Source organism: Thalassococcus profundi, from assembly GCF_003344785.1.
GTDB lineage: Bacteria > Pseudomonadota > Alphaproteobacteria > Rhodobacterales > Rhodobacteraceae > Puniceibacterium > Puniceibacterium profundi.
Genome location: NZ_QPMK01000018.1, coordinates 64245 through 90561, shown reverse-complemented (window position 1 = coordinate 90561; position 26317 = coordinate 64245). Strand labels below are relative to the sequence as shown.

Here is a 26317-nt window from a genome sequence, read left to right as displayed (position 1 = left end):
CCACGCTTATAGATTTTATGTCTAGACATATAGCCGAGCCGGCGCTAGGAGAAAAGCAGAATTTGGAGGGATGCCCGGATGCCGGACGCGATTCAGCTGATGACCAATCTGACCGCCGCCACACTGACCGGCGACACCCCCTACGGGCTGATCGAGGATGCGGCCATCGGGGTCGCGGACGGCAGGATCGCCTGGGTCGGACGGCGCGAAGACCTGCCGGAGGATTTGGCAGGCGGCACGTCTCGCGACATGGGCGGCCGCATGGTCACCCCGGGGCTGATCGACTGTCACACCCACCTTGTGCACGGCGGCAACCGCGCGGCCGAGTTCGAGATGCGACTGAACGGCGCCAGCTACGAAGAGGTGGCGCGGGCGGGCGGCGGCATCGTCTCGACCGTCCGGGCGACCCGCGAGGCCGGCGAAGAGGTGCTGCTGCGCGAGGCGCTGCGCCGCGCCGATGCGCTGATCGCCGAGGGGGTCACGACGCTGGAAATCAAGTCGGGCTATGGCCTCGACATCAAGACCGAGTTGCGGATGCTGCGCGTCGCGCGCGCGGTCATGGCGCACCGGCCGGTTCGGGTAAAGACGTCTTTCCTGGGCGCGCATGCCGTGCCGGCCGAGTACAAGGGCCGAGACGATGCCTATATCGACGAGGTTTGCATCCCCGCCCTGCGCGCCGCCCATGCCGAGGGTCTGGTCGACGCGGTCGACGGGTTTTGCGAGGGCATCGCCTTTTCCCCAGCCCAGATCGCCCGCGTCTTCGACGTGGCGCAGGAGCTGGGCCTGCCGGTCAAGCTGCACGCCGAACAGCTGTCGAACCTCGGCGGCGCGGCGATGGCGGCGGGATACGGCGCGCTCTCAGCCGATCACATCGAGCATCTCGACACCGCCGGCGTGGCCGCGATGGCCAAGGCCGGAACCGTGGCCGTGCTGCTGCCCGGCGCCTTCTACACGTTGCATGAAACGCAGATGCCGCCGGTGCAGGCACTGCGGGACCGCGGCGTGCCCATCGCCCTGGCCACCGATGCCAACCCCGGCTCCTCGCCGCTGACTTCGCTGCTGCTGACCATGAACATGGGCTGCACCCTCTTCCGCCTCACGCCCGAAGAGGCGCTGCGTGGTGTGACGGCCAACGCCGCCGGCGCTCTGGGCCTGTCCGACGTCGGCACGATTGCGGAGGGCCAGCGCGCCGAACTGGCGGTCTGGAACATCGCGCACCCGGCAGAACTGTCCTACCGCATCGGCTTCAACCCGCTGCACTCGCGCATCTTCGGAGACCTCGCATGACCGCTCTGACCCTGACCCCCGGCGCCGCCACGCTGGCCGACCTGGCCCGCGTCTATCGCGAAGAGGCGGCCGTCCGCCTCGATCCCGCCTGCCATGACGGCATCGCGCAGGCGGCGGCGCGGATAGATGCGGCGGCCAAGGGGGACACCGCCGTTTACGGGGTAAACACCGGCTTCGGCAAGCTGGCTTCGGTCAAGATCGCGGCCGCCGACACCGCGACGCTGCAGCGCAACCTCATCCTGTCCCATTGCTGCGGCGTGGGCGATCCGATCTCGCGGCGGCACGCGCGGCTGATGATGGCGCTCAAGCTGTTGTCGCTGGGGCGCGGTGCCTCGGGCGTGCGGCTGGAGCTGATCACGCTGATCGAAGAGATGCTGGCGCGCGGCGTGACGCCCGTGATCCCGGTGCAGGGATCGGTCGGGGCCTCGGGCGATCTGGCGCCGCTGGCGCATATGGCCGCGGTGATGATGGGCTATGCCGAAGCGGAATACGAGGGCGAGACGCTGCCGGGCGCAGAGGCGCTGAGCCGCGCCGGGCTGGCACCGGTGGAGCTGGGGGCAAAGGAAGGACTGGCACTGATCAACGGCACACAGTTCTCGACTGCCTTCGGGCTGGCCGGGCTGTTCGATGCCTGGTCGGCGATGCAGGCGGCGCTTGTGACCTCGGCCATGTCGACCGATGCGATCATGGGGTCGACCGCCCCGTTGCAGCCGGAAATCCACGCCCTGCGCGGCCATGCCGGGCAGATCGAAGCGGCGGCGGCCATGCGGGCTCTGCTCGATTCCAGCGAAATCCGCGAAAGCCACCGCGAAGGCGACACCCGCGTGCAGGACCCCTATTGCATCCGGTGCCAGCCGCAAGTCACCGGCGCGGCGACGGACATGCTGCGCATGGCGGGCCGCACGCTGGAGATCGAGGCCAACGCCGCCACCGACAATCCGCTGGTGCTGAGCGAGGCCGGGCTGATCGTCTCGGGCGGCAACTTCCATGCGGAGCCCGTGGGCTTTGCCGCCGACATGATCGCGCTGGCCGTGGCCGAGATCGGCGCCATTGCGCAGCGCCGTGTCGCGCTGATCGTGGACCCGACGCTGAGCTTCGACCTGCCGCCGTTCCTCACGCCCGATCCTGGGCTGAACTCGGGCCTGATGATCGCCGAGGTCACCACCGCCGCGCTGATGAGCGAGAACAAGCATCTCGCCAATCCCTGCGTGACGGATTCGACCCCCACCTCGGCCAATCAGGAGGACCATGTGAGCATGGCCGCCCACGGCGCCGTCCGGCTGGGCCGGATGGTCGCAAACCTCGAACGCATCCTCGGGGTGGAGCTGATGTGCGCCGGTCAGGGCATCGAGTTCCGCGCACCGCTGAAGACCAGCGCGCCGCTGGCCGCGGCCCTGGGCCGGCTGCGCGAGGCCGTGCCCTCGGTGGTCGAGGACCGCTACCTGGCTCCCGATCTGGAGCGCGCTGCCGCGCTCGTGAAAAGCGGCGCCCTGAACGAGGCGACTGGAGTCGACATGCCGGAGCTGAGCGCATGACCCCGGTCGAAGTAACCCAAGGCACCGGCCCCGTCGTTCTGGGCCTGCCGCACACCGGCACCTGGCTGCCCGACGAAGTCCTCGCCCAGCTTAAAGCGCGCGGGCGCGAGCTGGACGATACCGATTGGCATATCCACACGCTCTATGAGGGGCTGTTGCCCGGCGCGACCACGGTGCGCGCCGCCTTCCACCGCTATTTGATCGACGCCAACCGCGACCCTTCGGGGCAAAGCCTTTATCCCGGCCAGAACACCACGGGCCTCGTGCCGATGACCGATTTCGACGGCCATCCGATCTGGGAGAGCGAGCCGACGCCCGATGAGGTCGAGGCGCGGCGCGCCACCTACCACGCGGCCTATCACGCCGCCTTGTCAGCCGAACTGGAGCGGGTGCACGCCGCGCATGGCGTCGCGATCCTTTACGATTGCCATTCGATCCGCAGCCGTATCCCGTTTCTTTTCGATGGCGTCCTGCCGGATTTCAACATCGGCACCAACGGCGGCACGACCTGCGATCCGGCTGTAGAGGCGGCGGTGCGGGAGATCTGCGACCGGGCCGAAGGCTATACATCGGTTCTCAACGGACGCTTCAAGGGCGGCTGGACCACCCGGCACTATGGCCGACCGTCCGAGGGTTACCACGCCATCCAGATGGAGCTGGCGCAATCTGCCTACCTGACCGAGGAGGCCGCGCCGTGGGATCATGACCCGGCCAAATCCGACCGGCTGCGCCCCCACCTTTCCGACATTCTGACCACACTGGCCGATCTGGCCCCGACCCTTGGAGTCAAATGATGACCAATTCCCGCCACAACATCCGCGACGTCTATCCCGACACGGGAACCGAGATCACCGCCAAGAGCTGGCTGACTGAAGCACCGATGCGGATGCTGATGAACAACCTGCACCCGGATGTGGCCGAAAATCCGCATGAGCTTGTCGTCTACGGCGGCATCGGCCGCGCAGCGCGGACGTGGCAGGATTTCGACACCATCGTCGCCAGCCTGAAAGCGCTGGAAGACGACCAGACGCTGCTGGTCCAGTCCGGCAAGCCCGTGGGCGTCTTTCGCACCCACAAGGACGCGCCGCGCGTGCTGATCGCCAACTCCAACCTGGTACCGAACTGGGCCAATTGGAAGCATTTCAACGAGTTGGACCGCAAGGGTCTGGCCATGTACGGCCAGATGACCGCCGGGTCCTGGATCTATATCGGGTCGCAGGGGATCGTGCAGGGCACCTATGAAACCTTTGTCGAGGCCGGCCGCCAGCATTACGACGGCAGCCTCAACGGGCGCTGGATCCTGACCGGCGGGCTGGGTGGCATGGGCGGTGCGCAGCCACTGGCTGCCGTCATGTCCGGCGCTTGCTGTCTGGCGGTGGAATGCGACGAGACCCGCGCCGACTTCCGCCTGCGCACGCGCTATGTCGACGAAAAGACCCATTCCATCGACGAGGCGCTGGAGATGATCGCGCGCTGGACCAAGGCGGGCGAGGCAAAGTCGGTCGCGCTGATCGGCAACGCCGCGGACGTCTTCCCCGAATTGGTCAAGCGCGGCGTGCGCCCGGACATCGTCACCGACCAGACCTCGGCCCACGATCCGATCCACGGCTACCTGCCGCAGGGCTGGACCGTCGCGGAGTGGCGCGAGAAGCAGGAAAGCAACCCCGACGCGGTGGAAAAGGCCGCTCGCGCCTCGATGAAGGTGCATGTGGCGGCGATGGTGGATTTCTGGAACGCCGGCGTGCCGACGCTGGATTACGGCAACAACATCCGGCAGGTGGCACTGGAAGAGGGGCTGGAGAACGCCTTTGCCTTCCCCGGCTTCGTCCCCGCCTATATCCGCCCGCTGTTCTGCAAGGGGATCGGGCCGTTCCGCTGGGCCGCCCTGTCCGGGGACCCGGAAGATATCTACAAGACCGACGCCAAGGTGAAAGAACTGGTTGACGACCCGCATCTTCACAACTGGCTCGACATGGCCCGCGAGCGGATCAGCTTTCAGGGCCTGCCCGCGCGGATCTGCTGGGTCGGTCTGGGCGTGCGCCACAAGCTGGGCCTCGCCTTCAACGAGATGGTTCGAAACGGTGATCTGAAAGCCCCTGTCGTGATCGGCCGCGATCACCTCGACAGCGGCTCGGTCGCCTCGCCCAACCGCGAGACCGAGGCGATGCAGGACGGCTCGGATGCCGTGTCCGACTGGCCGCTGCTGAATGCGCTGCTGAACACCGCCTCCGGCGCGACATGGGTGTCGCTGCACCACGGCGGCGGCGTCGGCATGGGGTTCAGCCAGCATTCCGGCATGGTGATCTGCTGCGACGGAACCGAAGACGCCGACCGCCGGCTGGCCAATGTGCTGTGGAACGACCCCGCGACCGGAGTCATGCGCCACGCCGACGCGGGCTATGACATCGCAAAGGACTGCGCCAGAGAGCATGGTCTGAACCTGCCGGGCATCCTCTGACATTCGAATTGGCCTGCCGCGGCGCCCTTGCCGCGGCGGGTCAGTATTTGGTCGTCATCCTGTGGCCGCGCCGATACGTCAGCCTGACCAAGGTGATCGCCCGTTCCCTGAGCCAAGTCGTACGTTCGGTGCGGAACAGGGCATTTCCGGCAAAGCATCCCATGTGATCGGCAAGATCCTGGGTCGCCTCCACCGCCATGAAGCTGATTTCGGCATTGGAGAACGGGATCTCGGCGAGCAGCCATTCGTTCGGACCACTTGCGGAGAAGTCGGCCCTGAGCACCGACGGAACGACCTCGGGATTGATCCAACGCTCCTCATGCTGATACGGCATGCCGTCGGCCCAATGCATGCAGACCACGCGCACGACCTGTTGCCCCGGCGTCAGAGCAAGACGCCCGCGCAGCCAGTCCGGCACCTCCGCAACCGTCCTGTCGATCAGCGCATAGCGGTACTCCGCCCCCTGCGCCTCGATTTCTTCGCGCACGATCGGAATCGAAAAGCGGGCCTGCCGGATCGGTGCCTTGCGAACCCGCGTGCCCGCCTTGCGCTTGCGCTCGACGATCCCTTCGTCCGCCAGTTCGCGCATCGCCCGATTGACCGTGGCGCGGGCGCAGCCGTAGGTTTCCGCAAGGTCCATCTCGTTCGGCATCAGCGTGCCAGGAGCCATGACGCCGCGCGCGATCTGATCGAGAAGGTCCGCTTTGACATCCTTGAAGGTCACGGTCATTGGCGTTGTCCCTTTGTTTCTTCAGCCAATCTAACCAATAGACCAACCCAGCTATCCGAACTTCGGGTGTACAGGAGACTGTAGACCTCGATAATGGTATACATAATGAAATAAGAGTGGACAATAGGATCGAGCCCTTGTCGCCCATTCTCAAGATCATACTGTCCCGGCTCGGCATGGGGATCCTGACGCTGCTGATCGTCAGCGTGCTGATCTTTTCGGCCATCGAACTGCTGCCCGGCGACATCGCGACGGAAACGCTTGGACAATCGGCCACCGAGGAAACCATCGCCGCATTCAAGGAGCGTTTCAACCTGAACGGGCCGGTGCACATGCGCTACCTGGACTGGCTTGCCAACGCCGTTCAGGGCGATTTCGGCGTGTCGCTGTCCAACCAGCGACCGATCTCGGAACTGATTGCGCAACGCGCCGGGAACACCTTCTTTCTGGCCGGGTATGCCGCGCTGATCGCCGTGCCGATCGCCATCATCCTGGGGATGCTGGCGGCGCTCTACCGCAATTCGGCTTTTGACAAGACGGTCTCCGGCGCCACGCTCGCGGCGATCTCGTTCCCGGAATTCTTCGTCGCCTACATCCTGGTACTGCTGTTTTCGGTCATATTCGGCTGGTTCCCCAGCCTGGCCAGCGTCGATGCGTCGACGGGGCTCGGCGAACGGCTCTACCGCACCTTCCTGCCCGCCCTGACCCTGACCTTGATCGTGGTGGCGCATATGATGCGGATGACCCGCGCCGCGATCATCAACCTGCTGGCCCTTCCGTACATCGAGATGGCGCATCTCAAGGGCATGCGGCGCTGGCGGGTGATCTCTGTCCATGCCCTGCCGAACGCCGTCGCGCCGATCATCAACGTGGTGGCGCTGAACCTCGCCTATCTCGTCGTCGGCGTGGTGCTGGTCGAAGTGGTCTTCGTCTATCCGGGCCTCGGGCAGCTGCTGGTGGATGCGGTCTCGAACCGGGACATGCCGATCGTGCAGGCCGCCTGCCTGATCTTCGCCGCCACGTACATCCTGCTGAACATGGCCGCGGACATCCTGTCGATCATCGCCAACCCCCGCCTGCTCCACCCGAGGTAATCGCCGATGACGCTGTTCCTGAAAAAAACTCGGCGAGGCGCCGCTTTCGGCCTGGTTCGGCATCGTCATCGTGACGTTGATCGCCCTGATCGCCATCTTCGCACCGGTTCTTGCCCCCTACCCCGAATTCGAGGTGGTCGGCCCGCAGTACAGCCCCTGAGCCGCACCCTATTACCTGGGCACGGATGCGCTTGGCCGGGACGTGCTGTCGCGTATGATCTACGGTGCGCGCAATACCGTCGGGATCGCCCTGCTGACGACGGCACTCGCCTTTCTGCTGGGCGCGACCTTCGGCCTGCTGGCCGCGACCTTGGGCGGCTGGTTCGACATGATCGCCAGCCGGGCGGTCGATGTTCTGATGGCCATTCCGTCGCTGATCTTCGCGCTCCTGGTCCTGACGATCACCGGCACTTCCGTCAGTTCGCTGATCCTCGTTATTGCCGTTCTGGACAGCACCCAGGTCTTTCGCCTGTCCCGCACCGTCGCCCAGGGCATCGCCACGGCCCTGGCCACACTGGCCGTCCTCAGCATCCTGAAGTACCGCTCGCGCTACAAGGCCGCCATTCTCCTGCTCTTCGTCGCCCCCCTCTTCGTGGCCGACGTCCTGATGGGCATCTCGACGCTGATCCTGAACGGCCTGTTCCTCGACATCCCGGGCAACCTCTGGTCGGCGATCCTGGCCAATGCCGTGTGCGCCTTTACCTATGCCATGCTGATCATCGCCACCCGGCTATTTCGCTACAATTGGAAGCTCGACGACGCGGCCATGGTTTTCGGCGCGGGGCCGGTACGCACCTTCTTGGAGATCACCTTGCCCAACATCTGGCCGGCGCTGCTGGGCGCCTTCATCGTCACCTTCATCCTGTCGTTCAACAACCTGGACATCTCGTTTTACACGCTGGGCGCGGTACCCACGATGCCGTCCGTGGCCTGGGGCTCGCTGCGCTTCGGCATAAAGCCGGAACTCTACGCCATCGCTGCGCTGGTGAACGCGGGGGTTCTGTTCTGCCTCGCACTGATGTTCGCCCTGATGCGCACCGGCAAGGTCGGCTTCGGATACAAGGAGGGCCGGGACAGCTAGGTCGGAAGTGCGCCGCCATCCACATGAATGCACTGGCCGCCGGTGTTGCAGGCGCCAGGCGAACTGACAAGTACGACGAGCGCCGCCATGTCCGCGGTCTATTGCGTGCCTGGCGGCGGCCCGCATCCCTGTTCCGCCCATGGTGCGGATCACCATCGGCGTGCGTGCCCTGTCGCCGAACATGTAGCCGAACCTGGTTGCCTGGTGGTAGATCTGGTTCAGGCAGACGCCGATGAAATCGACGAACATCAGCTCGGCCACCGGATGGAGCCCGGTCAGCGCCGCTCCCGCCGCCGCACTGTTTGGCCAGCTGCCGGGTTCGTGGACACCGAGATAGGGTGTTCATGAAACTGGAGACTCTACATGACGAGAAGAACATTCAGCCGCGCGTTCAGGCAGGGAGCGGTAGGGTTGATGACGAAGCGTGGCGTCAGCACGGCGCAGGCTTCGAGGGATCTTGGAATACATGCCACTTTTCTTCTCCGTTGGGTTCGGGCATCTGAGACAGACGGGTCAGCTGCCTTCCCCGGTCACGGCAAGCTCACCCCGGAACGGGAAGAGCTCGGGAACCTGCGGCGCGAAGTGTCGAGACTGAAGGCGGAGCGGGACATTCCAAAAAAGGCCGCGGCCTACTTCGCCAGGGACCAGTTGTGATGTTTGGGTTTGTGGCGAAGCACCGAGGGGGCTGGCCGGTCAGTTGGATGTGTGACGCGCTCGGTGTGTGTCGGAGCGGTTTCCATGCCTGGCTGACGCGGGCACGCAGCGACCGGTCGATCCGCGACGAGGAGCTGTCGGCGGCGATCCGTGCGCGCTTTCTGCGATCGGACCCGACCCATGGTGCTCGACGGATCTGGCACGATCTTCTTGAAGAGGGCTATTCCTGCGGGTTGCATTGAGTCGAGCGATTGAACCCGCCCAATACACCAGCGAGCCGTTCCAAAGGCTGATGGCTGATCACGGCATCACCCGTTCAATGAGCCGATCGGGAAATGTCTGGGACAACGCCGCGATGGAGAGCTTCTTCTCTTCGCTGAAAACCGAACGGGTCAGGCGGAAAACCTACCGCACGAGGAAACAGGCACGCGCAGATGTCTTCGACTGCATTGAGCACTTCTACAATCTGCAGCGTCGGCCCTCGACCATCGGCTATCCAAGCCGCATCACGTTCGAGGAGAGAGCTGTGAAAGCTTAAACTGCCGTCCATGAAACAGGCAGCAGGCCATATCCCCCCAGGGGGGTTATCAAGTCAAGCCCGTCACGTCCGGATCAGACGCCCGTCCTGAACCTCCAGCCGGTCCGGGGCAAGCGCCTCGCGGAAGGCCGGCGAATGGCTGACCAGCAGGATGGCTTGCGGCAGGGACTGCAGGAAGTCCAGCAACCGCGCCTCGTTCTTCGTGTCCAGCGCATTTGTCGGCTCATCCAGCAGCAAGACGTCGGGAGCCATCGCCAGGACGGTGGCCAGTGTCACAAGCCGTTTTTCACCGCCCGAAAGCTTGTGCGTGATCCGATCCTTCAGGTGCAAAAGGTCCAGATCCCCCAGCACCCGGTCGACGATGGCCAAGGCCTCGTCCCGCGTCCTTCCAAGGTTCCGGGGGCCAAAGGCGATGTCCTCGGCGACGGTGGGACAAAAGAGCTGATCGTCGGGATCCTGGAAGACCAGTCCGACGCGCCGGCGCACCTCTTGGAAATCGGCCTCTGCGCGACGCGGCGCTCCGAATAGCGTCACGGTGCCCGATGTCGGACGCTGCAACCCCAGCGTGATCCGCAGCAGGGTGGACTTGCCCGATCCGTTCGGCCCGGTCAGCGCCAGCCTTTGCCCCGGCTTCAATTGCAGGTTTGCACCATTCAATACCGGCGGCTGACCCGGATAGGCGAAGCAGATGTCATGCAGAGCAATCAGCGTCATGACAGATCGAACGCCAGCAACGACAGGCAGATCGCCGACAGCCCGGCGGCAAAGACGATATCCGGCCGGGTCAGAGAATATTCCTGCAATAGAAGCATACGCCCGGTGTACCCCCGGCATTTCATCGCTCCCAGGATCCGCTCGGATCGTTCGATGGCCCTAACCAGCATCATCCCGACGAGATACCCGAAGCTGCGATAGGTGTGCCAATTGGTGCCGGGCCGAAACCCGCGCACCCTCATCGCGCCGCGCAGGCGCAGGTATTCCTCGCGCAGAACCTCGATGTAGCGCACCGTGAACATCAACAGATTTACAAGCGCTTCCGGGCAGCGCAGCCGGTGCAGCGCATGGCCCAGCGTCACCGATTCCATCGTGCCGACCAGCACCATCAGGGCAAGGATCACGGCGTTGGCCGTCAGGGCAATCTCGACCGCTTGCCAAAGCCCCTGCCAGGACGCCGCAAAGCCCCAAACGGTCAGAATGGGATCGCCCGGAATCGAGAACGGCAAGAGCACCAGCATAAGGACAATGAACCCGTCCATCATCGCCATACGCTTGAGGGTCTGGCGTGGCGGCAGGCCCGAGACCGCCATCAGGCTCAACGACACCGCCAAAGCTGCGGCCAGCGCGGCAATCGAGGACAAGGCCACGGTGACCACGCCGAACACACTGGCCATGACGATGCGCATGCGCGGATCGAGCGGAACGATCAGGCCGGATCGGCCGTCCCGCTCGGACAGCGTCTTTTCCCGGGGTCCCAGAGCGTGCGCCACCAGACGGCCAGCCTGCGCCGCGCGGCCAGATAAAAGCCCAGTCCGAACAACCCGACAATATAGCCGATCCCACCGAGGATTGTCTGGAAATCGTTGTGCTCGCGATAGGCGGCGATCTCCCGGCGGAGCGGGCGCATCTCGTCACGCACCGCTTGGGCAATGGCCTGGCGCTCCGCGTCGGTCAAGGCGGCGACAGTGATCCCGCCCTTGGCGGCGGGTTCGTCCGGGACCGGCTCGGGCGTGGCCGGGGTGGTTGAGGCGACGCCCATGATCCGCGCCACGTCCTCGGCAGGCATAAAGACCTCGGCCACGTGCCCCGCGCCCAGGTCGGCAAAGAAGGTATGCGCGACCGGCGCCGTCGGCGTGTAGACAAAGAAACCGTCGGCATCAGTCACCGCCCGGCCCAGTTCCGCGCCATCCGGCCCGGTGACAATCACCTACTGGTCCGTCGCCATGTCACCGTTGGAAAACCCGATCTCGCCTTCGATCGAACTCCCCGACGCGAAGACCCCGGCAATCAGCTTGTGCGCCATGGCGGGCAGCGGGGCGCAAAGAACCATCAGAATGAGGGTCAAACGTCTCATGCTGCGGTCTCCCTCGTGAAAAGCTCAGGTTTGACCTTGCGGGCCAGCAATACGGCAAAGCCGGTCAGAAAAGCCTCGATGACCATGACCGGGATATGTGCGAACAACACAAGCTTTGCGGCGGGCAGAAACTGGTCTCCGGACAAAGCCAGCGATGCACCGACCATGATCGTCGTTGCCGCGATCGCGAAGACGCCGCCAAGGCCACCCCAGACGGCACCCGCGACGGGCACTCCGCGCCCGATCATCGGACGGAAGAGCAGTCCGGCCATGACGGCCGGCAACGCGATGTTCAGGGTGTTGATCCCGAGCACCGTCAGCCCGCCGAAGCCGATGAAGACGGCCTGAAGCAGCAGCCCCACGAACAACGCCGGGAAAGCGGCCCAGCCGAGCAGAAGCCCGGCCAGACCGTTCAGAATCAGATGCACCGAAGTCGGGCCGATCGGCACATGGATCAGCGAGGCCACGAAAAAGCTGGCCGAGAGCACCCCGGCGGTCGGAATGCTCTCCAGGTCGAGCGATCTCAACCCCTTCGCAACGCCCCCGGCGGCAGCCAGCGCGCCGCCGATGACAACCGGGTTGGACAAGGCGCCGTCGACGATGTGCATGGATTATTCCATGTTCCAGGCGCGGATCCAGATCACCGCATCCTGGCTCAGCTCCTTGCCCTCATGTTCCGTCGCCGGGCCAGACCCCAAAGCCGCGAAGCCCCAGTAACCCGCCTTGGGTACGCCAAAGGTGAAGTAGCCATCGGCGTCAGACACGGCCACGACAGACCCGCCCGCCATGGGCGAAACGGTCGGCGCAGAGGATGCGGCGCTGTCCATGTCGGGCTCCGCCGCCATGTATTCGATCTCGATTTCTGCGCCGGCGACCGGTTCACCATTCGCGACCACCAGCCCGGTGAAGGTGCCACCTGCGATGACGTTGTAGGGCTTGTTGAGCGGGATGATCTCGGTCGGCAGACCAACGGAGTTCATCCAGTCGGTCGGCAGTTCGTTGCGGTTCAGGAAGGCCTTGGTGATCTGCTGGATATAGATATCCTCTGAGGCCTCGTAATAGGGGACCGGCACAGTCGCCAGCACGTAGTCGCCCGACCGCTTGACCGGAACGGACCCCTTGAAAGCCGCGCCCGAGTTTTCTCCGCCGGTGAATTCGACAGGCTCCAGAGTGCCTTTCAGATCCGTCTTTTCGCCATTATGGATCATGTAGAATTCTTCTGGCAGCTCGAGATCCATCACATGGCCATTTTCGAACGGGTGCCAGAAGATCAGCTTGACCGGAACATCGCCGGGAGCGTCGATCATCGTGTCCGTGGTGTATTCGAGCAGGAAGTGTGCCTGTGCCATCGCCGGAATGGCCAACGCGGCCGTGGCCGCCAAAAGCAGGTTTTTCATGGGTCTTCGTCCTAGTCCCGTCGTGCCAACCCCGGCACGAGTTGTCAGTTGACAACAGGACATGCGACACTAACCGACCAGTGGGACGATCAGGTCTGGCGCACACCCCGACGCCGTGGAATCACGCCATTTCCAAGGGCGCCTGTCCGGCAGGTTTCCTGAGTTGCGGGTCAAAGCGTGGGGCTGGCCTTCCCGGTTTCCCAGTGGCGTTTCAGCCTTGCTCACCGCCTACAGTTGCGGGGGCAGTTGCGGCATTGGGCCAAAAGACAGCCCGCACCGCATTCCCTATTTCTTTCGGGTCATCCCGAAACCAGACATGCGCGTTCGGTGCCAGACTTCGCGTATTGCTGTCAACGGAAACTCGAATCCGCCTCAGAAAAGCCGTCGCGCAAGCAGATCCATCGAAACCACAAGACCTGTATGACCGCCTTGCTCTCGGGATCGCGACAGGACGGTCGGAACGCGCCTGAAATCGCGACCGCCTCCGTTGCAATCGACATGGACATGGCGGCGGCTTCGATAACCGCACGCGGCGGAGCGCCCGGCCGACGCACCGCGCCCACGGGGATTTCCGCGTCGACGACAACGGCGCAGAGGGCAGCCGGCGGCTGGCCGAGCGGCCCGCGCCCGTGGGCTTGGCGGCCCTCGCAGCGGGAATCGTGACGCTCCCGCAACAGGCGGCGATCCGCGCGTGTCCGGGCATTGCATCTCCCGTATATCCGACGTTTTTTGTCAGGCGGACCCGGTTGCGCAATTGCTTTCGGACAGGACGCGCCTGAACGACCGGTCCACCCTGATCGTCGTCCCCGCCCGGAGCCGTTTCGGCCTCTGTCGAACCGACCGGACCCGCGAAGACGCTTTGCCCGGCCAAGGGCGCAAACGCCAGCCGACGTGCCAGCCAGAAAACTTCTGTTTCACTGAGAAGGAATGACATGCACAGGTCATCTCTGGCGGTTTCCGCCATCGCACTTCTGTCAGCAACCCAGGCCGCGGCCCAGGCCACCGGGCCGCTGGATATCGGCACCATCGTCCTGGGGTCTGATGCGACCACCGCCGAAGCCCTGGAGGGCGACGACCCTGCCGCCGGCGGCGCGGACATCGGCATCGACAACGAGGATCTGACGCGGATCAACCCAAGCGATCTGCAGGACGTCTTCAAGTCACAGCCGTCGATCCAGGTGGGCAGCTCGCTGCCGATCTCGCAGAAGATCTACGTGAACGGCGTCGAGGAAAACAATCTCAACGTCACCATCGACGGCGCGCGCCAGAACAACCGGATCTTCCACCACTCCGCGACCACCTATGTCGATCCGGAATTGCTCAAGGCGGTGCGGGTCGATCCGGGCGTTGCCCCCGCGGACGCGGGGCCGGGCGCGGTGGCAGGCGCCATCGCCTTCGAAACCAAGGATGTGGACGACCTGCTGCTGCCGGGCCGCGATGTCGGCGGGCGGGTGTCGAGCGAATACCAGAGCAACGGCGATACCTGGACCAACACGCTCGGTGTCTACGGCCGCAACGACGGTTTCGAATACCTGCTGTTCGGCAAGGCCGCAAACGGGGACGACCGTGAAGACGGCTCTGGCACGACCGTTCCCGGTTCGACCACGGCGCTGAGAAGTGGGCTGGCAAAGCTGGCGTATAACGGCGCTGACGGCAGCCGGATCGAATTTTCCTACGAAAGCGTTGAAGACGACGCCGACCGCAACGCCCGCGCCGACTTTGCCGGAATGCGCGGCGTCTACGACGAGCGCCGCTGGCGTTTGCGGCGCCAGAACGTCGTGCTGACCTTTACCGGCGGCAACACCTCCGAATTCTGGGATCCGACCTTTCAGCTGGCCTACAACAGGAACGAGATCGAAACCGGGCCCTGGTCGCGGGACCCCGGCACCTCGCTCGGCGAGACGACAAGCCTGACCGGCAAGGCGCAGAACCGGTTCAGCCTGGCCAATGGCACGATCACCGCCGGTCTCGATTTCTACATGGATGAAGTCAACTATGCCGAAAAGGGCAATCCGGCAGCCTATCGCGAGGAATCGGCGAACAACATCGGTCTCTTCGCCCAGGGCCGCTTTGACCTGACGGATCGCGCGCGCCTGTCGGCAGGGCTGCGGTACGATTACCAGACCTTCACCGGGACCGACGGCACGGACTATGCCAACGGCGGGTTTTCGGCGAACCTGGCCGGCGATTACGACGTGACGGATGCGGTCACGATCAGCGCCGGCGCGTCGCGCGTCTGGGGTGGGATCGCACTGGCGGAATCCTACCTGTTCTTCAGGGACTGGGATTATCCGGACAGCATCGAGCCTGTCACCTCGGACAACGCCTTCATCGCCGCGACTGCAGAGCTGGGCTCCGGTTTTTCGATCAAGGCCAAGCTCTTTGGGTCGAACATACGCAACGCGCGCACGCTGTTCGACGGTCCCGCATCCGAAAGCTTCGGGCTGGATGCCGGGGATACGTCCGACCTTGAAACGCGCGGCTTCGAGATCGGGGCAGGCTACACATGGGGCGCGGGCTTTGCCCGTATCGCCTATGCCGAAGTCGATGCCGAAATCGACGGGGTCGAGGCGGACAGCTACACAGGTCGCTACCTCACGACCCCGATCGGCAATACGATTGTCCTGGAAGCGGCGCACAGGTTCGACAATATCGGGCTGACCATCGGCGCCGACGCCCAGCACACAATGGGCCAGGAGATCGAGTATCTGGGGGCGCCGTCGGGCGAAACCGACGACTACACGGTCGTCAACGCCTTTGCGGAATGGACGCCGCGCCGGGTGGACGGCCTGACGATCCGCGCCGGTGTCACGAACCTCTTCGACGAGCAATATGCCGACAGCGCCACCTACGGGCAGGAGTTTGGAACGATCGACCCGCTTTACGAACCGGGCCGCTCCGTCACCCTTAAGGCGACATACCGGTTCTGATGACCGATGAGCGCCGCCCGATCCCCGAGGGACGGGCGGCGCGTGGACATGGTTGCGCCTGGCCCGTGTGTCGGACGGCGATCCCGGCCGCAGTCAGGTCCAAGACATGGTTGTGAAGTCTTCGCGGAACGCGAAGCGTTCCAGGTGGCTGTCGACGATGCGCTTGGCCTGGTCGAGCTCTTCGGCATCCGGCGCCATCACTTCGACCCGCAATTCGGAGGCATTGGCCCAAAGACGGCAGGGACCGGTCCCCAGGGCCACCTCGCCGCTGCGGTCATCGCAGCGCGCCTGGACCTTGTGGGCAAAGTGCTTGCAGAGTTGTTGCAGGTATTTGCTGGCATTCTCTGTCTCGAAGCGTCCGGTGGCCGCGAGTCCCGTTTGCATGATTCAATCCTTCGCGTTAAAGCTCGCAAATAGACTGACAAAAACACTCGGACATGTCCAGCCACGGTTAGCCACGGCCTGTCCCCGCATCCGGGAATGGATCATGAAAACGGCATTCGTGGCAGCTTTTCTGTCGTTTGCGCCGATTGCGGCGCTCTGTCAGACCGTGACGGTCGAGACATATGCAGGACCCGCAGAGGTGCCGCAGAGGCCCGAAACGGTGGTTGCGCTGGACCTTGCGGCCATAGACACGCTGCACGCTCTCGGCATCGCCATCGACGGCGTACCGGCCCTTGTGCCGCCGGCCTATCTGAGCGCCGCCATGGAGGGCGCGAGCCCGGTCGGCAGCCTGTTCGAGCCCGACTTCGAGGCGCTGGCGGCGATGGCGCCGGACCTGATCGTTGCGGGCGGCCGGTCGCAGCCGCAGATCGCGTCGCTGAGCCGGATCGCGCCCACCATCGACATGACGATCTGGGGCGACGACCTGATCGGTCAGGCCCGAGAGCGTGTCAGAGCCTACGGCGCGATCTTCGACCGTCGCGCCGAGGCCGACGCACTTCTGGCAAAGCTCGACGCTGCGTTGGTCCGGGCACGGGAGGCGATCGACGGCAAGGGCGACGCGCTGATCCTGCTGAGCAACGGCGGCACGGTGTCGGCCTATGGCGACGACAGCCGCTTTGGCTGGCTGCACCGGGCGCTGGACCTTCCCGAGGCGTATCCCGACATCACCGCAGAGACGCATGGCGAATCGGTGTCCTTCGAATTCATTGCCGAAACCGATCCCGATTGGCTGATCGTGATCGACCGCGGTGCCGCCATCGGCCAGGAGGGCGAGGCCGCGGCCGTAACGCTGGACAATCCGCTGGTCATGGGCACCAAGGAGGGCCGGGCCGGGCAGATCGTCTATCTCGACAGCGCGGCAATCTACCTGGCCGGCGGCGGCATCCAGTCCATGCAGATCCTGCTGGACCAGATTGCGCAGGCGTTTCAGGACGGCGCGTCGAAAGGGTGACGGTCGTGAGCGACACGCACCGGGGACTTGCCGTGCTCGTGCTGTTGTCAGCGGCGAGCCTTGCGGTCGGCGCCGCCGACCTTTGGGGCGGCGGTCTGGACACAGGACTGCTGCTCGCGGTCAGCCGGGTGCCGCGGACCTGCGCTGCGCTGTTGGCCGGCGCGGGATTGGCGCTGGCCGGCGTGGTGATCCAGCAGACGGTGCAGAACCGCCTGGTGGAGCCCGGTTTGACCGGCACGCCCGAGGCGGCGATGATCGGCCTGTTGGGCGTCACGCTCGCAGCGCCCGGGGCGGCGCTGCCGATCAAGATGGGTGCCGCGTCGGCGGCGGCGCTGGCCGGCACGGCGGGCTTTTTCCTGCTGGCGCGGCACGTCCCGCGGCGCGATCCGATGCTCCTGCCGCTGGTGGGGTTGATCTATGCCGGCATTCTGGGTGCCACCGCCTTGTGGATCGCCTGGAGCGCGGACCTGGTGCAGTTCATCGGCATCTGGCAGACGGGCGAGTTTTCGGGCGTGCTGCGCGGGCGCTACGAGTTCTTGTGGCTGATCGCGGCTCTGGCTGTGGCGCTGTACCTGCTGGCCGACCGGATCACGCTCCTCGGCCTTGGCGAGGATCGGGCGCGCAGCCTCGGGCTCGATTATCGCGGCACCGTTCTGGCGGGGCTTGCCATCGTGGCCCTGTCGGTGGCGGTAGTGGTCGTGACGGTGGGCGCGATGCCCTTTGTCGGTCTGGTTGTGCCCAATATCGTCTCGCGGTTTCGAGGCGACAACCTGCGGCGCAACCTGCCGCTGGTCGCAATGCTGGGCGGCAGCCTGGTGCTGGGCGCCGATGTGATCGGGCGGCTGGTGCGCTGGCCCTACGAAATCCCTGCGGCGACCGTCTTTTCCATCGTCGGCGCGGCGCTTTTTCTTTGGCTTCTGAATGCGAAGGGCGGGCGGTTGCGTGGCTGAACGGCGACTCATGGCGCTTGGAGGGCTGCTGGTCCTGGCAGTCGCGCTGTTCCTGCTCTGGGGGCTCAGAGCGCCGGTCGCGTTCATCCTGTCGCTGCGGTCAGAGAAACTGGCGGCGCTCGTTCTGGTGGGCGCGGCGACGGGGGCGGCAACGGTGATCTTCCAGACCATCGCCGCGAACCGGCTGCTGACCCCCGGAATCGTCGGCTTCGACGCGCTCTTCATCTTCATCCAGACGACGCTGGTGATGATCCTGGGCGGGGTGGGGTACGCTGACTTGCCGGAGACGCCGAAATTCCTCGCCGAGGCGGCCGGCCTGACGGCAGCGGCCATGGCGCTTTTCGGGGTGCTGTTCCGAAAGGGGGCGGAGGATGTGATCCGCATGATCCTGACCGGCGTGATCCTGGGCGCGCTGTTGCGCGGGCTGGCGGAATTCGTGCAGCGTCTGCTGGATCCGTCAGAATTTGCGGTCGTGCAACAGGCGAGCATCGCCAGCTTCAACAGCGTGGACGAGGGGCAGCTTGGCATCGCGGCGGTGGTGCTGGTGCTGGCGCTGCTGGCCGCGTGGCGGCTGGCACCGGCGCTTGATGTCGCGGGCCTTGGCCGGGCCAAGGCGCGGACGCTCGGGCTGCCGCATGACCGGCTGGTGCTGGCGGCCCTTGGCATCGTGGCGCTGCTGGTGTCGGTCTCGACGGCGCTGGTCGGTCCGATCACGTTCCTGGGGCTGCTTGCCGCGAGCCTCGCCCATGCCGCGCTGCGCGATTTCCGGCACACGGTCCTGATCCCTGCGGCGGCGCTGATCGGGGCGTCGATCCTGGTGGCGGGGCAGGCGGTGTTCGAGCGTGTGCTGGGGCTGCAATCGGCGCTGGCCATCGTGGTGGAGTTCGCCGGCGGGCTGCTGTTTCTGGCACTGGTTCTTGCGAGGCGAAGGACATGATCGAGGTTGAGAACCTGACCCTTGCGCGCGGCGGGGCCGCGGTGCTGCGCGACCTCACGTTCCGTATCCCCGCACGCGGGATCACGGCCGTCATCGGTCCGAACGGCGCGGGAAAATCGACCCTGCTGCACACGCTGGCAGGTCTGATGCGGCCCGATGCCGGGAGCGTAACGATCGCCGGCACGGACATCCACCGGGCGCGGGAGGACGAACGGGCCCTGATCCTGTCGCTTCTGACCCAGAGCGCGGGCACCGTCCCGCGTCTCAATGTGCGCGATCTGGTGGGTTTCGGACGCTGGCCGCATCACCGGGGCCGGCCGACGCAGGCGGACGCGCGGCTGACAGATGAGGTGCTGGAGCGGTTCGACCTGACCGACCTCGGTGGCCGAGAGGTCGAAGAGCTGTCGGGCGGGCAGAAGCAGAGGGCGTTCCTCGCCATGGCCTATGCGCAGGCGACGCCCTGGATGCTGCTGGACGAACCGCTGGCGGCGCTCGACCCGAAATACACCCGCGACATCATGGAGCGGCTGCGTGCCATCGCGTCCGACCCCGACGATCCACGCGGCGTGGTCCTGGTGCTGCACGACCTGTCGATCGCCGCAGACCATGCCGACTGGTGCGTGGCGTTGAAGGACGGTCGCCTGCATTGCGCCGGGCCCTGGCGCGACTCGATGACCTCCGACCGTTTGAGCGCGCTCTACGACACACCGCTACGGATGGTGTCGGTCGAAGGGCGGACGGTGGTCATGGATACCTGAGGGCTGCGGATGCACCGCGCGCTCGGCCGTCGGGTCATCGACGTGACACAGGTGCGGTGATGCTTTTGCACCCGTCCTGTTTCGGGCCGCAAATGGCGTCGGCAAGATCTGACAGACACGCCGTGTCGACCGCACCCGGTCTACGGCGGGCCTGTGTGCGGCGGCAGGACGGCCCACCGCTTTCCCCGACGGCGCTCTGTTGTCGACTATTTCAGTCAACAATCGTCTTGACCCCGGTGCCAGTGCTGGTAAATGCTTGGGTCGGCGCAGCCCGTCCTGGAAATGCCACGACCAGCCCCGCCTGTTTGTCCGACATCTGCAGGAGGTTCCGTTGCCCCGCCTTGCCCTTCTTCTCGCCGTGTGCGGCGGTCTCTCAATCGGCATCTCCGCCACGTCCCTTGCCGCTCAGGAAGACGCCACTGGCGCGCTCACCATCGAGCTGAACTCGGTCGAAGCGCAGGACACCGGCTGCCGGATGAGCTTTCTGGTTCTCAACGGCCACGAGAGCGATCTCAAGTCGGCGGTGTTCGAGGCGGTGCTCTTCGATGCGGCGGGCAGCGTCGACCGCCTGACGCTCTTCGATTTCGGCGCGCTGCCGGCGGGCCGTCCGCGGGTGCGGCAGTTCGTGGTGCCGCAGCTTGGCTGCGATCAACTTGGTCAGGTGCTGATCAACGGGGCGCAAAGCTGCGAGGCAGAAGAGGCCGCGCGCGATCTGTGCAGCGACGGTCTGATGCTGCGGTCGCGGATCGACGTCGAGGTGATCGGATGATCGGGACGGTATTCGACGCGCTGCGGCGCATTGCCGACCTGGGCGGGCCGGTCGTCCTTCTGCTGGTCGGGCTGTCCGTCGTCGTATCGACGGTGGCGGTCTACAAGCTTTGGCAGTTCGCCGCGGCGGGTGTCGGGCGGCACAGGGCGCTGAGCCGTGCCATCGTGGCCTGGGACGCCGGCGACCGCACCGAAGCCCGCGCAGAGCTTGACCGGTCCAAGAGCTACCTGCGCCCGGTGATCGACATGGCGATCTCGGGACAGACCGACGCCGCCCGTCTGGACGCCGAGGCCGAGACCCGCTTTGCACGGCTGGAACGCGGGTTTCGGGTGCTCGATTCGATTGCGCAGCTGGCGCCGTTGCTGGGGCTCTTCGGCACGGTTCTGGGGATGATCTCGGCGTTCCAGGCCCTGCAGGAAGCTGGCAGCCAGGTCGATCCCTCGATCCTGGCCGGGGGCATCTGGGTGGCGCTGCTGACGACGGCCGTGGGCCTGGCCGTTGCGATGCCTGCGGCACTGCTGCTGAGCTGGTTCGAAGCGCGGATGGACGCCGAGCGCGTGCTGGCCGGAAAGGCGCTGCGCACGATCCTGTCCCCGACCGGCGGCGCACGTCGCGCATCCGACGCCCGCGCGGTCGGTGGGCTGCATGCGTAAGCGCAGCCGCCGCAGACGCCTGTCGATGACATCGCTGATCGACGTCATCTTTCTGCTGCTGCTGTTCTTCATGCTGAGTTCCACCTTCACGCGCTTTGCCGAGGTCGAACTGTCGGCCGGGGGCGCGGGCGGGGCGGCTGCCCTGTCATCCGGCACGGCGCCGTTTTTCCTGCGGCTGAGCCAAGAAGGCGTGACCCTCAACGGGCGCGACGTCGCGTTGGCCGCCCTGCGCGACGGTATTGGCGACAATGATGCCCCGGTGGTGCTGGTGTCCGTGCGGCCTGCGGTCACGTCGCAGCGGCTGACCGACCTGCTGGTGGCGCTGCGGGCTGTGCCGGGTGCGCAGGTCACGGTACTGGCGCGGTCGTGATGCTGCGTGTCAGGCGGAAGTCCGAACGAGAGCCCACCACGGCGCTGATCAACATCGTGTTCCTGATGCTGATCTTCTTTCTCGTTGCCGGCACGCTGGCGGTTCCGCTGGACGGCGATCTGACCCTCGTGCGGACCGCCGAACTGGAGCGCACGGCGCCCGGAGACGCGCTGGTGGTGCATGCGGACGGACGGATGAGCTTTCGCGGGCAGGTTATCGGCGCACCCTCCGACTATCTGGCGCGGCTGGACGCAGAGAACCGCGAACGGGTGCGCATCGTGCCGGATGCGGAATTGCCGGCCATCGAGCTTGTGGCCATAGGCCGCGCGCTGCGCCGGGCCGGTGCAGAGGCCGTCGTGATCGTCACGGAAAGGGGGCTGGAATGATCGCGACATCCCGCCCGATGAAGCTTGCCGCGCTGATGATCGCCGGCAGCGCCCATGCGGCGCTGGCCCTGGCGCTGCTGTCGAGCGATCCGGTCGAGGTCGAAGGGGCTGCCGGTGGCGCCGACGTCATGCTGGGATCCTCCTTTGCGGACATGGTCGCCGGCGTGACGACAGCCGAATCGCCGCCCGACACGGCAGAGCCGGAAACGGCGACGGAAACCGCTCCCCCCGCCACCGTGGAAACCGCCCTGGACGTCCGGCCAGACCAAAGCCCCGCGCCGGAGCCAGAGATGGCAGAGCCGATCCAGGCGGACGCGACCGACCGGGCCGAAGCCGATGCGGCAGAGCGTGCCGATCCCGCAGAGCCCACCGCGCCCACGGGCATGGCCGTTCCGGCAGACCCGCAGAGCGCCGCGCCGATTGCCCCGCTTGAAAGCGCGGCCGCAGAGGCCCTCACCGCCCTGCCGGCGGCGCGTCCCGAGCCTCTGGAAGCGGCCCCGACCAGGGCCATAGCGACGAAGCCATCGCGCTCCGAAACCAGCGAACCGGATGTGGTCGCCGGGGAAGAGCCAGAGTTCGCCACGCCCGCGCGATCCTTGCGGCCCGCCGCGCGTAGTCCTGAATTCGAGGCGGCCATGCAGGCCGAGGCCGCCGCGCGCGCCGCAGAGCGGCAACGCCAGCGAGCCGCCGAGCAGCAGCGTCATCGCGCGGCCGAGCAGCAACCGCGCCCCACCCAAACGCGACAAGGCAATGCCAACCGCAACGCAAGTGCCGGCGCCGCCAGCGGGTCGCGGGCGGCCACGTCGCGGTCGAGCGGCTCGGGCGGTCGCGCGAACCAGGCCGGCAACGCCGCGGCAAGCAACTATCCGGGTGTCGTCATGGCCTGCCTGTCCCGCGCCGGACGGCCCAATGTGCGCGGCGGCGGCACGGCGCGGGTGTCCTTCAGCGTTTCCGGCAACGGGCGAATCACCGGTGTGGCGCTTGCACGGCGCTCGGGCAATGCCGCGCTCGACAATGCGGCGGTCCGTCTGATCGCCCGGGCGGGAACATGCCCGCCGCCACCGCCGGGCGCACAGCGCAGCTTTTCGATCGGGGTGCAGGCGCAGTGACGTCCGGGTCTGTGCAACGCCGCTCCATGGCGGGGCGTGGGCAAGCCTGAGCCTCCTTGCCTGTGAGGGTGATTTCGGACGTGCGGACTTGCCGTGGATGTCCGGATCATCGTCGAGACATCATTTAAGCACCTGACGACACGGACACCGCGATGCTGCCCCGAGTATGCAAGCGTATCGAGGTGCATCAACCCGCCCGACCGGCCCACGACGACGTCCCCAGCGTCGACGCGAGCGATGACCGCTATCGGACGCTTCTCCTGCCGAAAGGACGGGACAAGGCACAGGCCGATCCGCATCCCCTAAGGCGCGTAGCGTCAGGCTCGGCGAAGGCGGGTAGGTTCACGGTCGATGCGAGACCGGGCGTGTTCCGCGCCTTCGGCTTCGACGGCCATGGCTTCCAGCTCGCGCCGGGCGTGGGCGACGTGATGGTCGCGTTCATGGTCTCGGGCCGAGAACTCGTGCCGCTGGATCACGTCGGGGTCGACCGCTTTGCGGCCCATGCCGAGGCCGCTGCCGCCCACGTCTCCGGCACGGTCTGTAACCGTGTCGGACCCTTGCCGGGACAGACCCTGCCCGTCACGCCATGGCGGCGCGGACGTCCGGGTCCGCCAGCGTCTGGTCCAGTGTCAGGCGGGTCAGGTCCACGATCCGGTCGATTTCGTCGGTCGTGCAGCAGAGCGGCGGCGCATAGCCCAGCACGCCCTGCGTGAAGGCGCGGATGATGAGCCCGTTCTGCCACGCCCTGTCGAAGATCCGGGTGCCGGGCGCCGCCGCTGCGGGCAACGGCGTCTTCTTCGCCTTGTCGGTGACCAGTTCGACCGCCGCCAGCATGCCCCGGCCGCGCACCTCGCCCACCAGAGGATGATCCGCCAGGCCCTGCAGCCCCGCCATCAGCCGCGCGCCCATCGCCGCGCCATTCTCCAGCAGGCCGCCTTCGTAGAGATCGAGCGCCGCAAGCGCCACCGCCGCGCTGACCGGATGGGCGGAATAGGTCTGGCCGTGACCGACCATCGCCAGCCCGGCCCCGTCGGCGATGGTCTCGTAGACATGATCCGACAGAAAGGCCGCGGACATCGGCACATAGCCTGAGGTCAGGCCCTTGGCCGTGGTCATCATGTCGGGAACGATGCCCTCGTCTGCACAGGCGAACATCGGGCCGGTACGGCCGAAGGCGGTGATGACCTCGTCGGCGACAAAGAGGATGTCCATTTCCTTGCAGACCGCGTGCATGGCCGCGACCCAGCCCGGCGGCGGGACCAGAACGCCGCCGGAGCCCTGGATCGGTTCGAGGTAGAAGGCCGCCACGCGCTCTGCGCCGATCTCGGCAATCTTGCCGCGCAGATCCGCGACGGAAGCGGCGATGATGGCCTGGGCATCCTCCCCCACCGGATTGCGGTAGGGGTAATGCGAGGGGATCTTGTGCTGCCAGTCCAGCGGCACGCCGAAATTGGTGTGAAAGACCGGCAGCGCCGTCAGCCCGGATCCCACTGCCGAAGAACCGTGATAGCCCTGTGCCACCGAGATGAACTGGTCCCGCTCCGGCGCGCCCCTGGACTGCCAGTAGTGCCGGACGAAGCGGATCGTGCTGTCCACGGCATCCGATCCGCCGAGCCCGAAATAGACATGGTTCAGATCGCCCGGGGCGTGATCCGCCAGCCGCCCCGCCAGTCGTGCGGCGGATTCCGAGCCGAGCCCGAAATAGCCTGTCGCATAGGGCAACTCGCGCAGTTGGCGGGTGGCGGCCTCGATCAGGTGGTCCTGACCGTACCCGGCGTTCACGCACCAAAGTCCGGCAAATCCGTCCAGCAGGCAATGTCCCTCTGCGTCAATCACGGTCGCGCCCTTGGCCGACGCCAGAAAGCGCGCGCCTGCCTGTTCATGTGCGCGCCACGAAGCGAGGGGGTGGACGAGATGTCTCCGGTCGAGTTCGGCGATGGAATTGCTCAGCATGGTGTCCCTTTCTCTGTCAGCCGAAGGCCCGCATCCCGCGCAGACCGCCGCGGCCGCGCTTGGGCGCCGTTGCGGCCCGGCGGCTCTGACCCCAGCGCGCGCATTGCCGGCGGTGCAACGGCACCTCGGCCCTGCCGGGCCTCGGCGGTTCGGATATGGTCTGCCCCGGCGCGGGGTAGGATCGGGGTCATGGCAGGCCTCACGGATGATCTGCCGCCCATTTTCCCTCCTTGCGGAATTAGAAGTCGCTGGATGCGGCGGCCCAGCAGCAATCTTCGACCGTTGATGTGCCAGCCGGCGGCATGAAATAGGGCGCTGTCCTCCGCCGATCCCCGCTTGCCGATGAAATCGGGACGACGGAAAGCCTCGCCGGTCAGCCAGCCTCCCGCGTGAAGATGGAAAAGCGCGTGGTCTCAATCCTCGCCCCCGTCATCCCCGAAATCGGAGGGCCTCCCCCAACTTCCCCAGGTCGATTCAGGAAGAGAAGCCGGGGGTACGCTCTACCGCCTTCCGTCCCTTCACGCGCATCAGCCAGGGCGACAGCGGCAGTCCGGCCGCATCGGCAGGCCGGAAACCGGTGATCCGCCCCTTCGCTACGGCGGCACGACGGGACGACGGCAGCGCGACGAGCAACCGGTCATGCCCGGCTTCCCGGCCGGATCCGGTTGAAGATCCGGCCGTCGGGACACGACAGAGCTTTCGCGGTGGGCCGCGCATCAAATTCCGTCAGGTCCGGATGAAACCGCAGGGCCTGCGGCGCCGTCCCGAAGAATGGCGCCTTTGGTCTGCGCCGGGGCGGTAAGCTAAGGCCATCCCGTCCCTAAAGAGGCCATCTCAATGACGCTTATCGTTCCCCTTGAAACCAGTCCCGACTTCGAGCCGCGCAATGTATCGGCTCCCCCCGACCGCGTGCTGGCGGGTAGCCCGGTCTGCAAAGCCTGGGACCTCGACACATCGAAAGACGGCCTTGTGCGCACCGGCATCTTCACCGGGAGCGAGGGGACCAACAAGTCGATCAAGGGCGAAAAGTTCGAATTCTGCCACATCGTTGAAGGCGTCGTCGAAATCACCGAGGATGGCGGCGCGCCGACGGTGTTCCGCGCCGGCGACAGCTTTGTGATGAAACCGGGCTTCGTCGGTCAATGGCGGACAATCGAGCCCTGCAAGAAGATCTTCGTGATCGTCGAGTAAGCCCCCGGCGGCGCCCGCAGACGCCCCACCCTCTCGACCACCTTGGGCGGACGACGACGCAGATCAAGGC

The 26317-nt window shown here is 66.0% G+C and carries 26 protein-coding genes, 3 pseudogenes and 1 riboswitch; of the genes and pseudogenes, 19 read left to right on the top strand and 10 right to left on the bottom strand.

Translation table 11 applies throughout. The annotated features are described in order from the left end of the window. The first annotated feature begins 78 nt into the window (after positions 1–78). From hutI to hutU, 4 genes are read left to right on the top strand one after another with little or no spacing between them, the layout of a single operon-like run. Complete coding sequence (gene hutI / locus DU478_RS18785) at positions 79–1287, top strand: imidazolonepropionase (protein WP_114512495.1); 1209 nt, start codon at positions 79–81, stop codon at positions 1285–1287. Continuing rightward, entirely contained in the window at positions 1284–2822 is a 1539-nt protein-coding gene (hutH, locus tag DU478_RS18780) for a histidine ammonia-lyase (RefSeq protein ID WP_114512494.1), read from the top strand. The genes hutI and hutH overlap by 4 nt, the downstream gene beginning before the upstream one ends. Then, on the top strand, positions 2819–3616 hold the full coding sequence (gene hutG, locus DU478_RS18775; RefSeq protein ID WP_114512493.1) for an N-formylglutamate deformylase: 798 nt from the start codon (positions 2819–2821) through the stop codon (positions 3614–3616). The genes hutH and hutG overlap by 4 nt, the downstream gene beginning before the upstream one ends. Continuing rightward, on the top strand, positions 3616–5280 hold the full coding sequence (gene hutU, locus DU478_RS18770) for a urocanate hydratase (RefSeq protein ID WP_114512508.1): 1665 nt from the start codon (positions 3616–3618) through the stop codon (positions 5278–5280). Before hutG ends, hutU begins: the two co-directional genes overlap by 1 nt. A gap of 40 nt (positions 5281–5320) precedes the next feature. Here hutU and DU478_RS18765 read toward each other — a convergent pair whose 3' ends face one another. Further along, entirely contained in the window at positions 5321–6010 is a 690-nt protein-coding gene (locus DU478_RS18765; protein WP_114512492.1) for a GntR family transcriptional regulator, read from the bottom strand. A gap of 137 nt (positions 6011–6147) precedes the next feature. Between DU478_RS18765 and DU478_RS18760 the strand changes: the two genes are divergently transcribed. From DU478_RS18760 to DU478_RS18755, 3 genes are all read left to right on the top strand, one after another. Next, positions 6148–7104 carry an ABC transporter permease gene (locus DU478_RS18760; protein WP_114512491.1) on the top strand — a complete coding sequence of 319 codons (957 nt, stop codon included), beginning with the start codon at positions 6148–6150 and terminating at the stop codon, positions 7102–7104. 61 nt (positions 7105–7165) lie between these two features. Continuing rightward, positions 7166–7264: a hypothetical protein gene (locus tag DU478_RS23745; RefSeq protein ID WP_267897117.1), complete on the top strand. Its 99-nt coding sequence runs from the start codon at positions 7166–7168 to the stop codon at positions 7262–7264. A 42-nt stretch (positions 7265–7306) separates the two neighbouring features. Continuing rightward, positions 7307–8185, top strand: a complete 879-nt coding sequence (locus tag DU478_RS18755; protein ID WP_199488375.1) for an ABC transporter permease subunit — start codon at positions 7307–7309, stop codon at positions 8183–8185. A gap of 111 nt (positions 8186–8296) precedes the next feature. Here the strand turns inward: DU478_RS18755 and DU478_RS23590 are convergent. Next, a pseudogene (locus DU478_RS23590) lies at positions 8297–8470 on the bottom strand (alpha-ketoacid dehydrogenase subunit beta); the annotation flags it as partial. Between the two features lie 78 nt (positions 8471–8548). On the opposite strand from DU478_RS23590, the pseudogene DU478_RS18745 reads away from it, so the two are divergent. Continuing rightward, a pseudogene (locus DU478_RS18745) lies at positions 8549–9377 on the top strand (transposase). Positions 9378–9440: 63 nt separating this feature from the next. Here the strand turns inward: DU478_RS18745 and DU478_RS18740 are convergent. The 5 genes and pseudogenes from DU478_RS18740 to DU478_RS18720 form a co-directional block, all read right to left on the bottom strand. Beyond that, on the bottom strand, positions 9441–10091 hold the full coding sequence (locus tag DU478_RS18740; protein ID WP_114512490.1) for an energy-coupling factor ABC transporter ATP-binding protein: 651 nt from the start codon (positions 10089–10091) through the stop codon (positions 9441–9443). Next, positions 10088–10864 (bottom strand): cobalt ECF transporter T component CbiQ, encoded by a 777-nt coding sequence (cbiQ, locus tag DU478_RS18735; RefSeq protein WP_114512489.1) that lies wholly within the window; start codon positions 10862–10864, stop codon positions 10088–10090. Before cbiQ ends, DU478_RS18740 begins: the two co-directional genes overlap by 4 nt. Continuing rightward, positions 10801–11448: pseudogene (locus DU478_RS18730) on the bottom strand (cobalt ABC transporter permease). Before DU478_RS18730 ends, cbiQ begins: the two are co-directional and overlap by 64 nt. Beyond that, positions 11445–12056 carry a cobalt transporter CbiM gene (cbiM, locus tag DU478_RS18725; protein ID WP_114512488.1) on the bottom strand — a complete coding sequence of 204 codons (612 nt, stop codon included), beginning with the start codon at positions 12054–12056 and terminating at the stop codon, positions 11445–11447. Before cbiM ends, DU478_RS18730 begins: the two are co-directional and overlap by 4 nt. Positions 12057–12059: 3 nt before the next feature. Next, positions 12060–12845, bottom strand: coding sequence for a DUF4198 domain-containing protein (locus tag DU478_RS18720; protein WP_114512487.1), 786 nt, complete (start codon positions 12843–12845; stop codon positions 12060–12062). Positions 12846–12976: 131 nt separating this feature from the next. Then, positions 12977–13175, bottom strand: a riboswitch (cobalamin riboswitch). 602 nt (positions 13176–13777) lie between these two features. Here DU478_RS18720 and DU478_RS18715 point away from each other — a divergent pair. Continuing rightward, positions 13778–15775 carry a TonB-dependent receptor domain-containing protein gene (locus tag DU478_RS18715; RefSeq protein WP_114512486.1) on the top strand — a complete coding sequence of 666 codons (1998 nt, stop codon included), beginning with the start codon at positions 13778–13780 and terminating at the stop codon, positions 15773–15775. Between the two features lie 93 nt (positions 15776–15868). Here DU478_RS18715 and DU478_RS18710 read toward each other — a convergent pair whose 3' ends face one another. Further along, positions 15869–16159, bottom strand: coding sequence for a DUF2218 domain-containing protein (locus DU478_RS18710; protein WP_114512485.1), 291 nt, complete (start codon positions 16157–16159; stop codon positions 15869–15871). Between the two features lie 103 nt (positions 16160–16262). Here DU478_RS18710 and DU478_RS23405 point away from each other — a divergent pair, with 103 nt between their 5' ends. From DU478_RS23405 to DU478_RS18665, 9 genes are all read left to right on the top strand, one after another. After that, a complete protein-coding gene (locus DU478_RS23405; RefSeq protein WP_114512484.1) occupies positions 16263–17171 on the top strand; it encodes a siderophore ABC transporter substrate-binding protein in 909 nt (302 codons plus the stop codon). A 5-nt stretch (positions 17172–17176) separates the two neighbouring features. Further along, positions 17177–18121 carry an iron chelate uptake ABC transporter family permease subunit gene (locus DU478_RS23400; protein ID WP_114512483.1) on the top strand — a complete coding sequence of 315 codons (945 nt, stop codon included), beginning with the start codon at positions 17177–17179 and terminating at the stop codon, positions 18119–18121. Continuing rightward, positions 18114–19058, top strand: a complete 945-nt coding sequence (locus tag DU478_RS18695; protein ID WP_114512482.1) for an iron chelate uptake ABC transporter family permease subunit — start codon at positions 18114–18116, stop codon at positions 19056–19058. Before DU478_RS23400 ends, DU478_RS18695 begins: the two co-directional genes overlap by 8 nt. Further along, on the top strand, positions 19055–19816 hold the full coding sequence (locus DU478_RS18690) for an ATP-binding cassette domain-containing protein (protein WP_114512481.1): 762 nt from the start codon (positions 19055–19057) through the stop codon (positions 19814–19816). Before DU478_RS18695 ends, DU478_RS18690 begins: the two co-directional genes overlap by 4 nt. Positions 19817–20147: 331 nt before the next feature. Further along, positions 20148–20585 carry a hypothetical protein gene (locus DU478_RS18685; protein ID WP_114512480.1) on the top strand — a complete coding sequence of 146 codons (438 nt, stop codon included), beginning with the start codon at positions 20148–20150 and terminating at the stop codon, positions 20583–20585. Beyond that, complete coding sequence (locus DU478_RS18680) at positions 20582–21238, top strand: MotA/TolQ/ExbB proton channel family protein (RefSeq protein ID WP_114512479.1); 657 nt, start codon at positions 20582–20584, stop codon at positions 21236–21238. The genes DU478_RS18685 and DU478_RS18680 overlap by 4 nt, the downstream gene beginning before the upstream one ends. Next, positions 21231–21608, top strand: coding sequence for a biopolymer transporter ExbD (locus DU478_RS18675; protein ID WP_114512507.1), 378 nt, complete (start codon positions 21231–21233; stop codon positions 21606–21608). Before DU478_RS18680 ends, DU478_RS18675 begins: the two co-directional genes overlap by 8 nt. Next, positions 21608–21994 (top strand): ExbD/TolR family protein, encoded by a 387-nt coding sequence (locus tag DU478_RS18670; protein ID WP_114512478.1) that lies wholly within the window; start codon positions 21608–21610, stop codon positions 21992–21994. The genes DU478_RS18675 and DU478_RS18670 overlap by 1 nt, the downstream gene beginning before the upstream one ends. Next, entirely contained in the window at positions 21991–23103 is a 1113-nt protein-coding gene (locus DU478_RS18665; RefSeq protein WP_114512477.1) for an energy transducer TonB family protein, read from the top strand. The genes DU478_RS18670 and DU478_RS18665 overlap by 4 nt, the downstream gene beginning before the upstream one ends. Before the next feature lie 317 nt (positions 23104–23420). Here the strand turns inward: DU478_RS18665 and DU478_RS22985 are convergent, their stop codons facing one another. Next, on the bottom strand, positions 23421–23606 hold the full coding sequence (locus tag DU478_RS22985; protein WP_158545812.1) for a hypothetical protein: 186 nt from the start codon (positions 23604–23606) through the stop codon (positions 23421–23423). A gap of 76 nt (positions 23607–23682) precedes the next feature. Further along, a complete protein-coding gene (locus DU478_RS18660; RefSeq protein WP_114512476.1) occupies positions 23683–25056 on the bottom strand; it encodes an aminotransferase class III-fold pyridoxal phosphate-dependent enzyme in 1374 nt (457 codons plus the stop codon). Positions 25057–25893: 837 nt separating this feature from the next. On the opposite strand from DU478_RS18660, the gene DU478_RS18655 reads away from it, so the two are divergent. Next, entirely contained in the window at positions 25894–26247 is a 354-nt protein-coding gene (locus DU478_RS18655) for a cupin domain-containing protein (RefSeq protein WP_114512475.1), read from the top strand. Positions 26248–26317 lie beyond the last annotated feature (70 nt).

Coding starts and splice junctions, on each gene's coding strand:
- hutI (WP_114512495.1), top strand. CDS start 79: ATGCCGGACGCGATTCAGCTGATGACCAATCTGACCGCCGCCACACTG.
- hutH (WP_114512494.1), top strand. CDS start 1,284: ATGACCGCTCTGACCCTGACCCCCGGCGCCGCCACGCTGGCCGACCTG.
- hutG (WP_114512493.1), top strand. CDS start 2,819: ATGACCCCGGTCGAAGTAACCCAAGGCACCGGCCCCGTCGTTCTGGGC.
- hutU (WP_114512508.1), top strand. CDS start 3,616: ATGACCAATTCCCGCCACAACATCCGCGACGTCTATCCCGACACGGGA.
- DU478_RS18765 (WP_114512492.1), bottom strand. CDS start 6,010: ATGACCGTGACCTTCAAGGATGTCAAAGCGGACCTTCTCGATCAGATC.
- DU478_RS18740 (WP_114512490.1), bottom strand. CDS start 10,091: ATGACGCTGATTGCTCTGCATGACATCTGCTTCGCCTATCCGGGTCAG.
- cbiM (WP_114512488.1), bottom strand. CDS start 12,056: ATGCACATCGTCGACGGCGCCTTGTCCAACCCGGTTGTCATCGGCGGC.
- DU478_RS18720 (WP_114512487.1), bottom strand. CDS start 12,845: ATGAAAAACCTGCTTTTGGCGGCCACGGCCGCGTTGGCCATTCCGGCG.
- DU478_RS18715 (WP_114512486.1), top strand. CDS start 13,778: ATGCACAGGTCATCTCTGGCGGTTTCCGCCATCGCACTTCTGTCAGCA.
- DU478_RS18710 (WP_114512485.1), bottom strand. CDS start 16,159: ATGCAAACGGGACTCGCGGCCACCGGACGCTTCGAGACAGAGAATGCC.
- DU478_RS23405 (WP_114512484.1), top strand. CDS start 16,263: ATGAAAACGGCATTCGTGGCAGCTTTTCTGTCGTTTGCGCCGATTGCG.
- DU478_RS18690 (WP_114512481.1), top strand. CDS start 19,055: ATGATCGAGGTTGAGAACCTGACCCTTGCGCGCGGCGGGGCCGCGGTG.
- DU478_RS18680 (WP_114512479.1), top strand. CDS start 20,582: ATGATCGGGACGGTATTCGACGCGCTGCGGCGCATTGCCGACCTGGGC.
- DU478_RS18675 (WP_114512507.1), top strand. CDS start 21,231: ATGCGTAAGCGCAGCCGCCGCAGACGCCTGTCGATGACATCGCTGATC.
- DU478_RS18670 (WP_114512478.1), top strand. CDS start 21,608: ATGCTGCGTGTCAGGCGGAAGTCCGAACGAGAGCCCACCACGGCGCTG.
- DU478_RS18665 (WP_114512477.1), top strand. CDS start 21,991: ATGATCGCGACATCCCGCCCGATGAAGCTTGCCGCGCTGATGATCGCC.
- DU478_RS22985 (WP_158545812.1), bottom strand. CDS start 23,606: ATGGGCCGCAAAGCGGTCGACCCCGACGTGATCCAGCGGCACGAGTTC.
- DU478_RS18660 (WP_114512476.1), bottom strand. CDS start 25,056: ATGCTGAGCAATTCCATCGCCGAACTCGACCGGAGACATCTCGTCCAC.
- DU478_RS18655 (WP_114512475.1), top strand. CDS start 25,894: ATGACGCTTATCGTTCCCCTTGAAACCAGTCCCGACTTCGAGCCGCGC.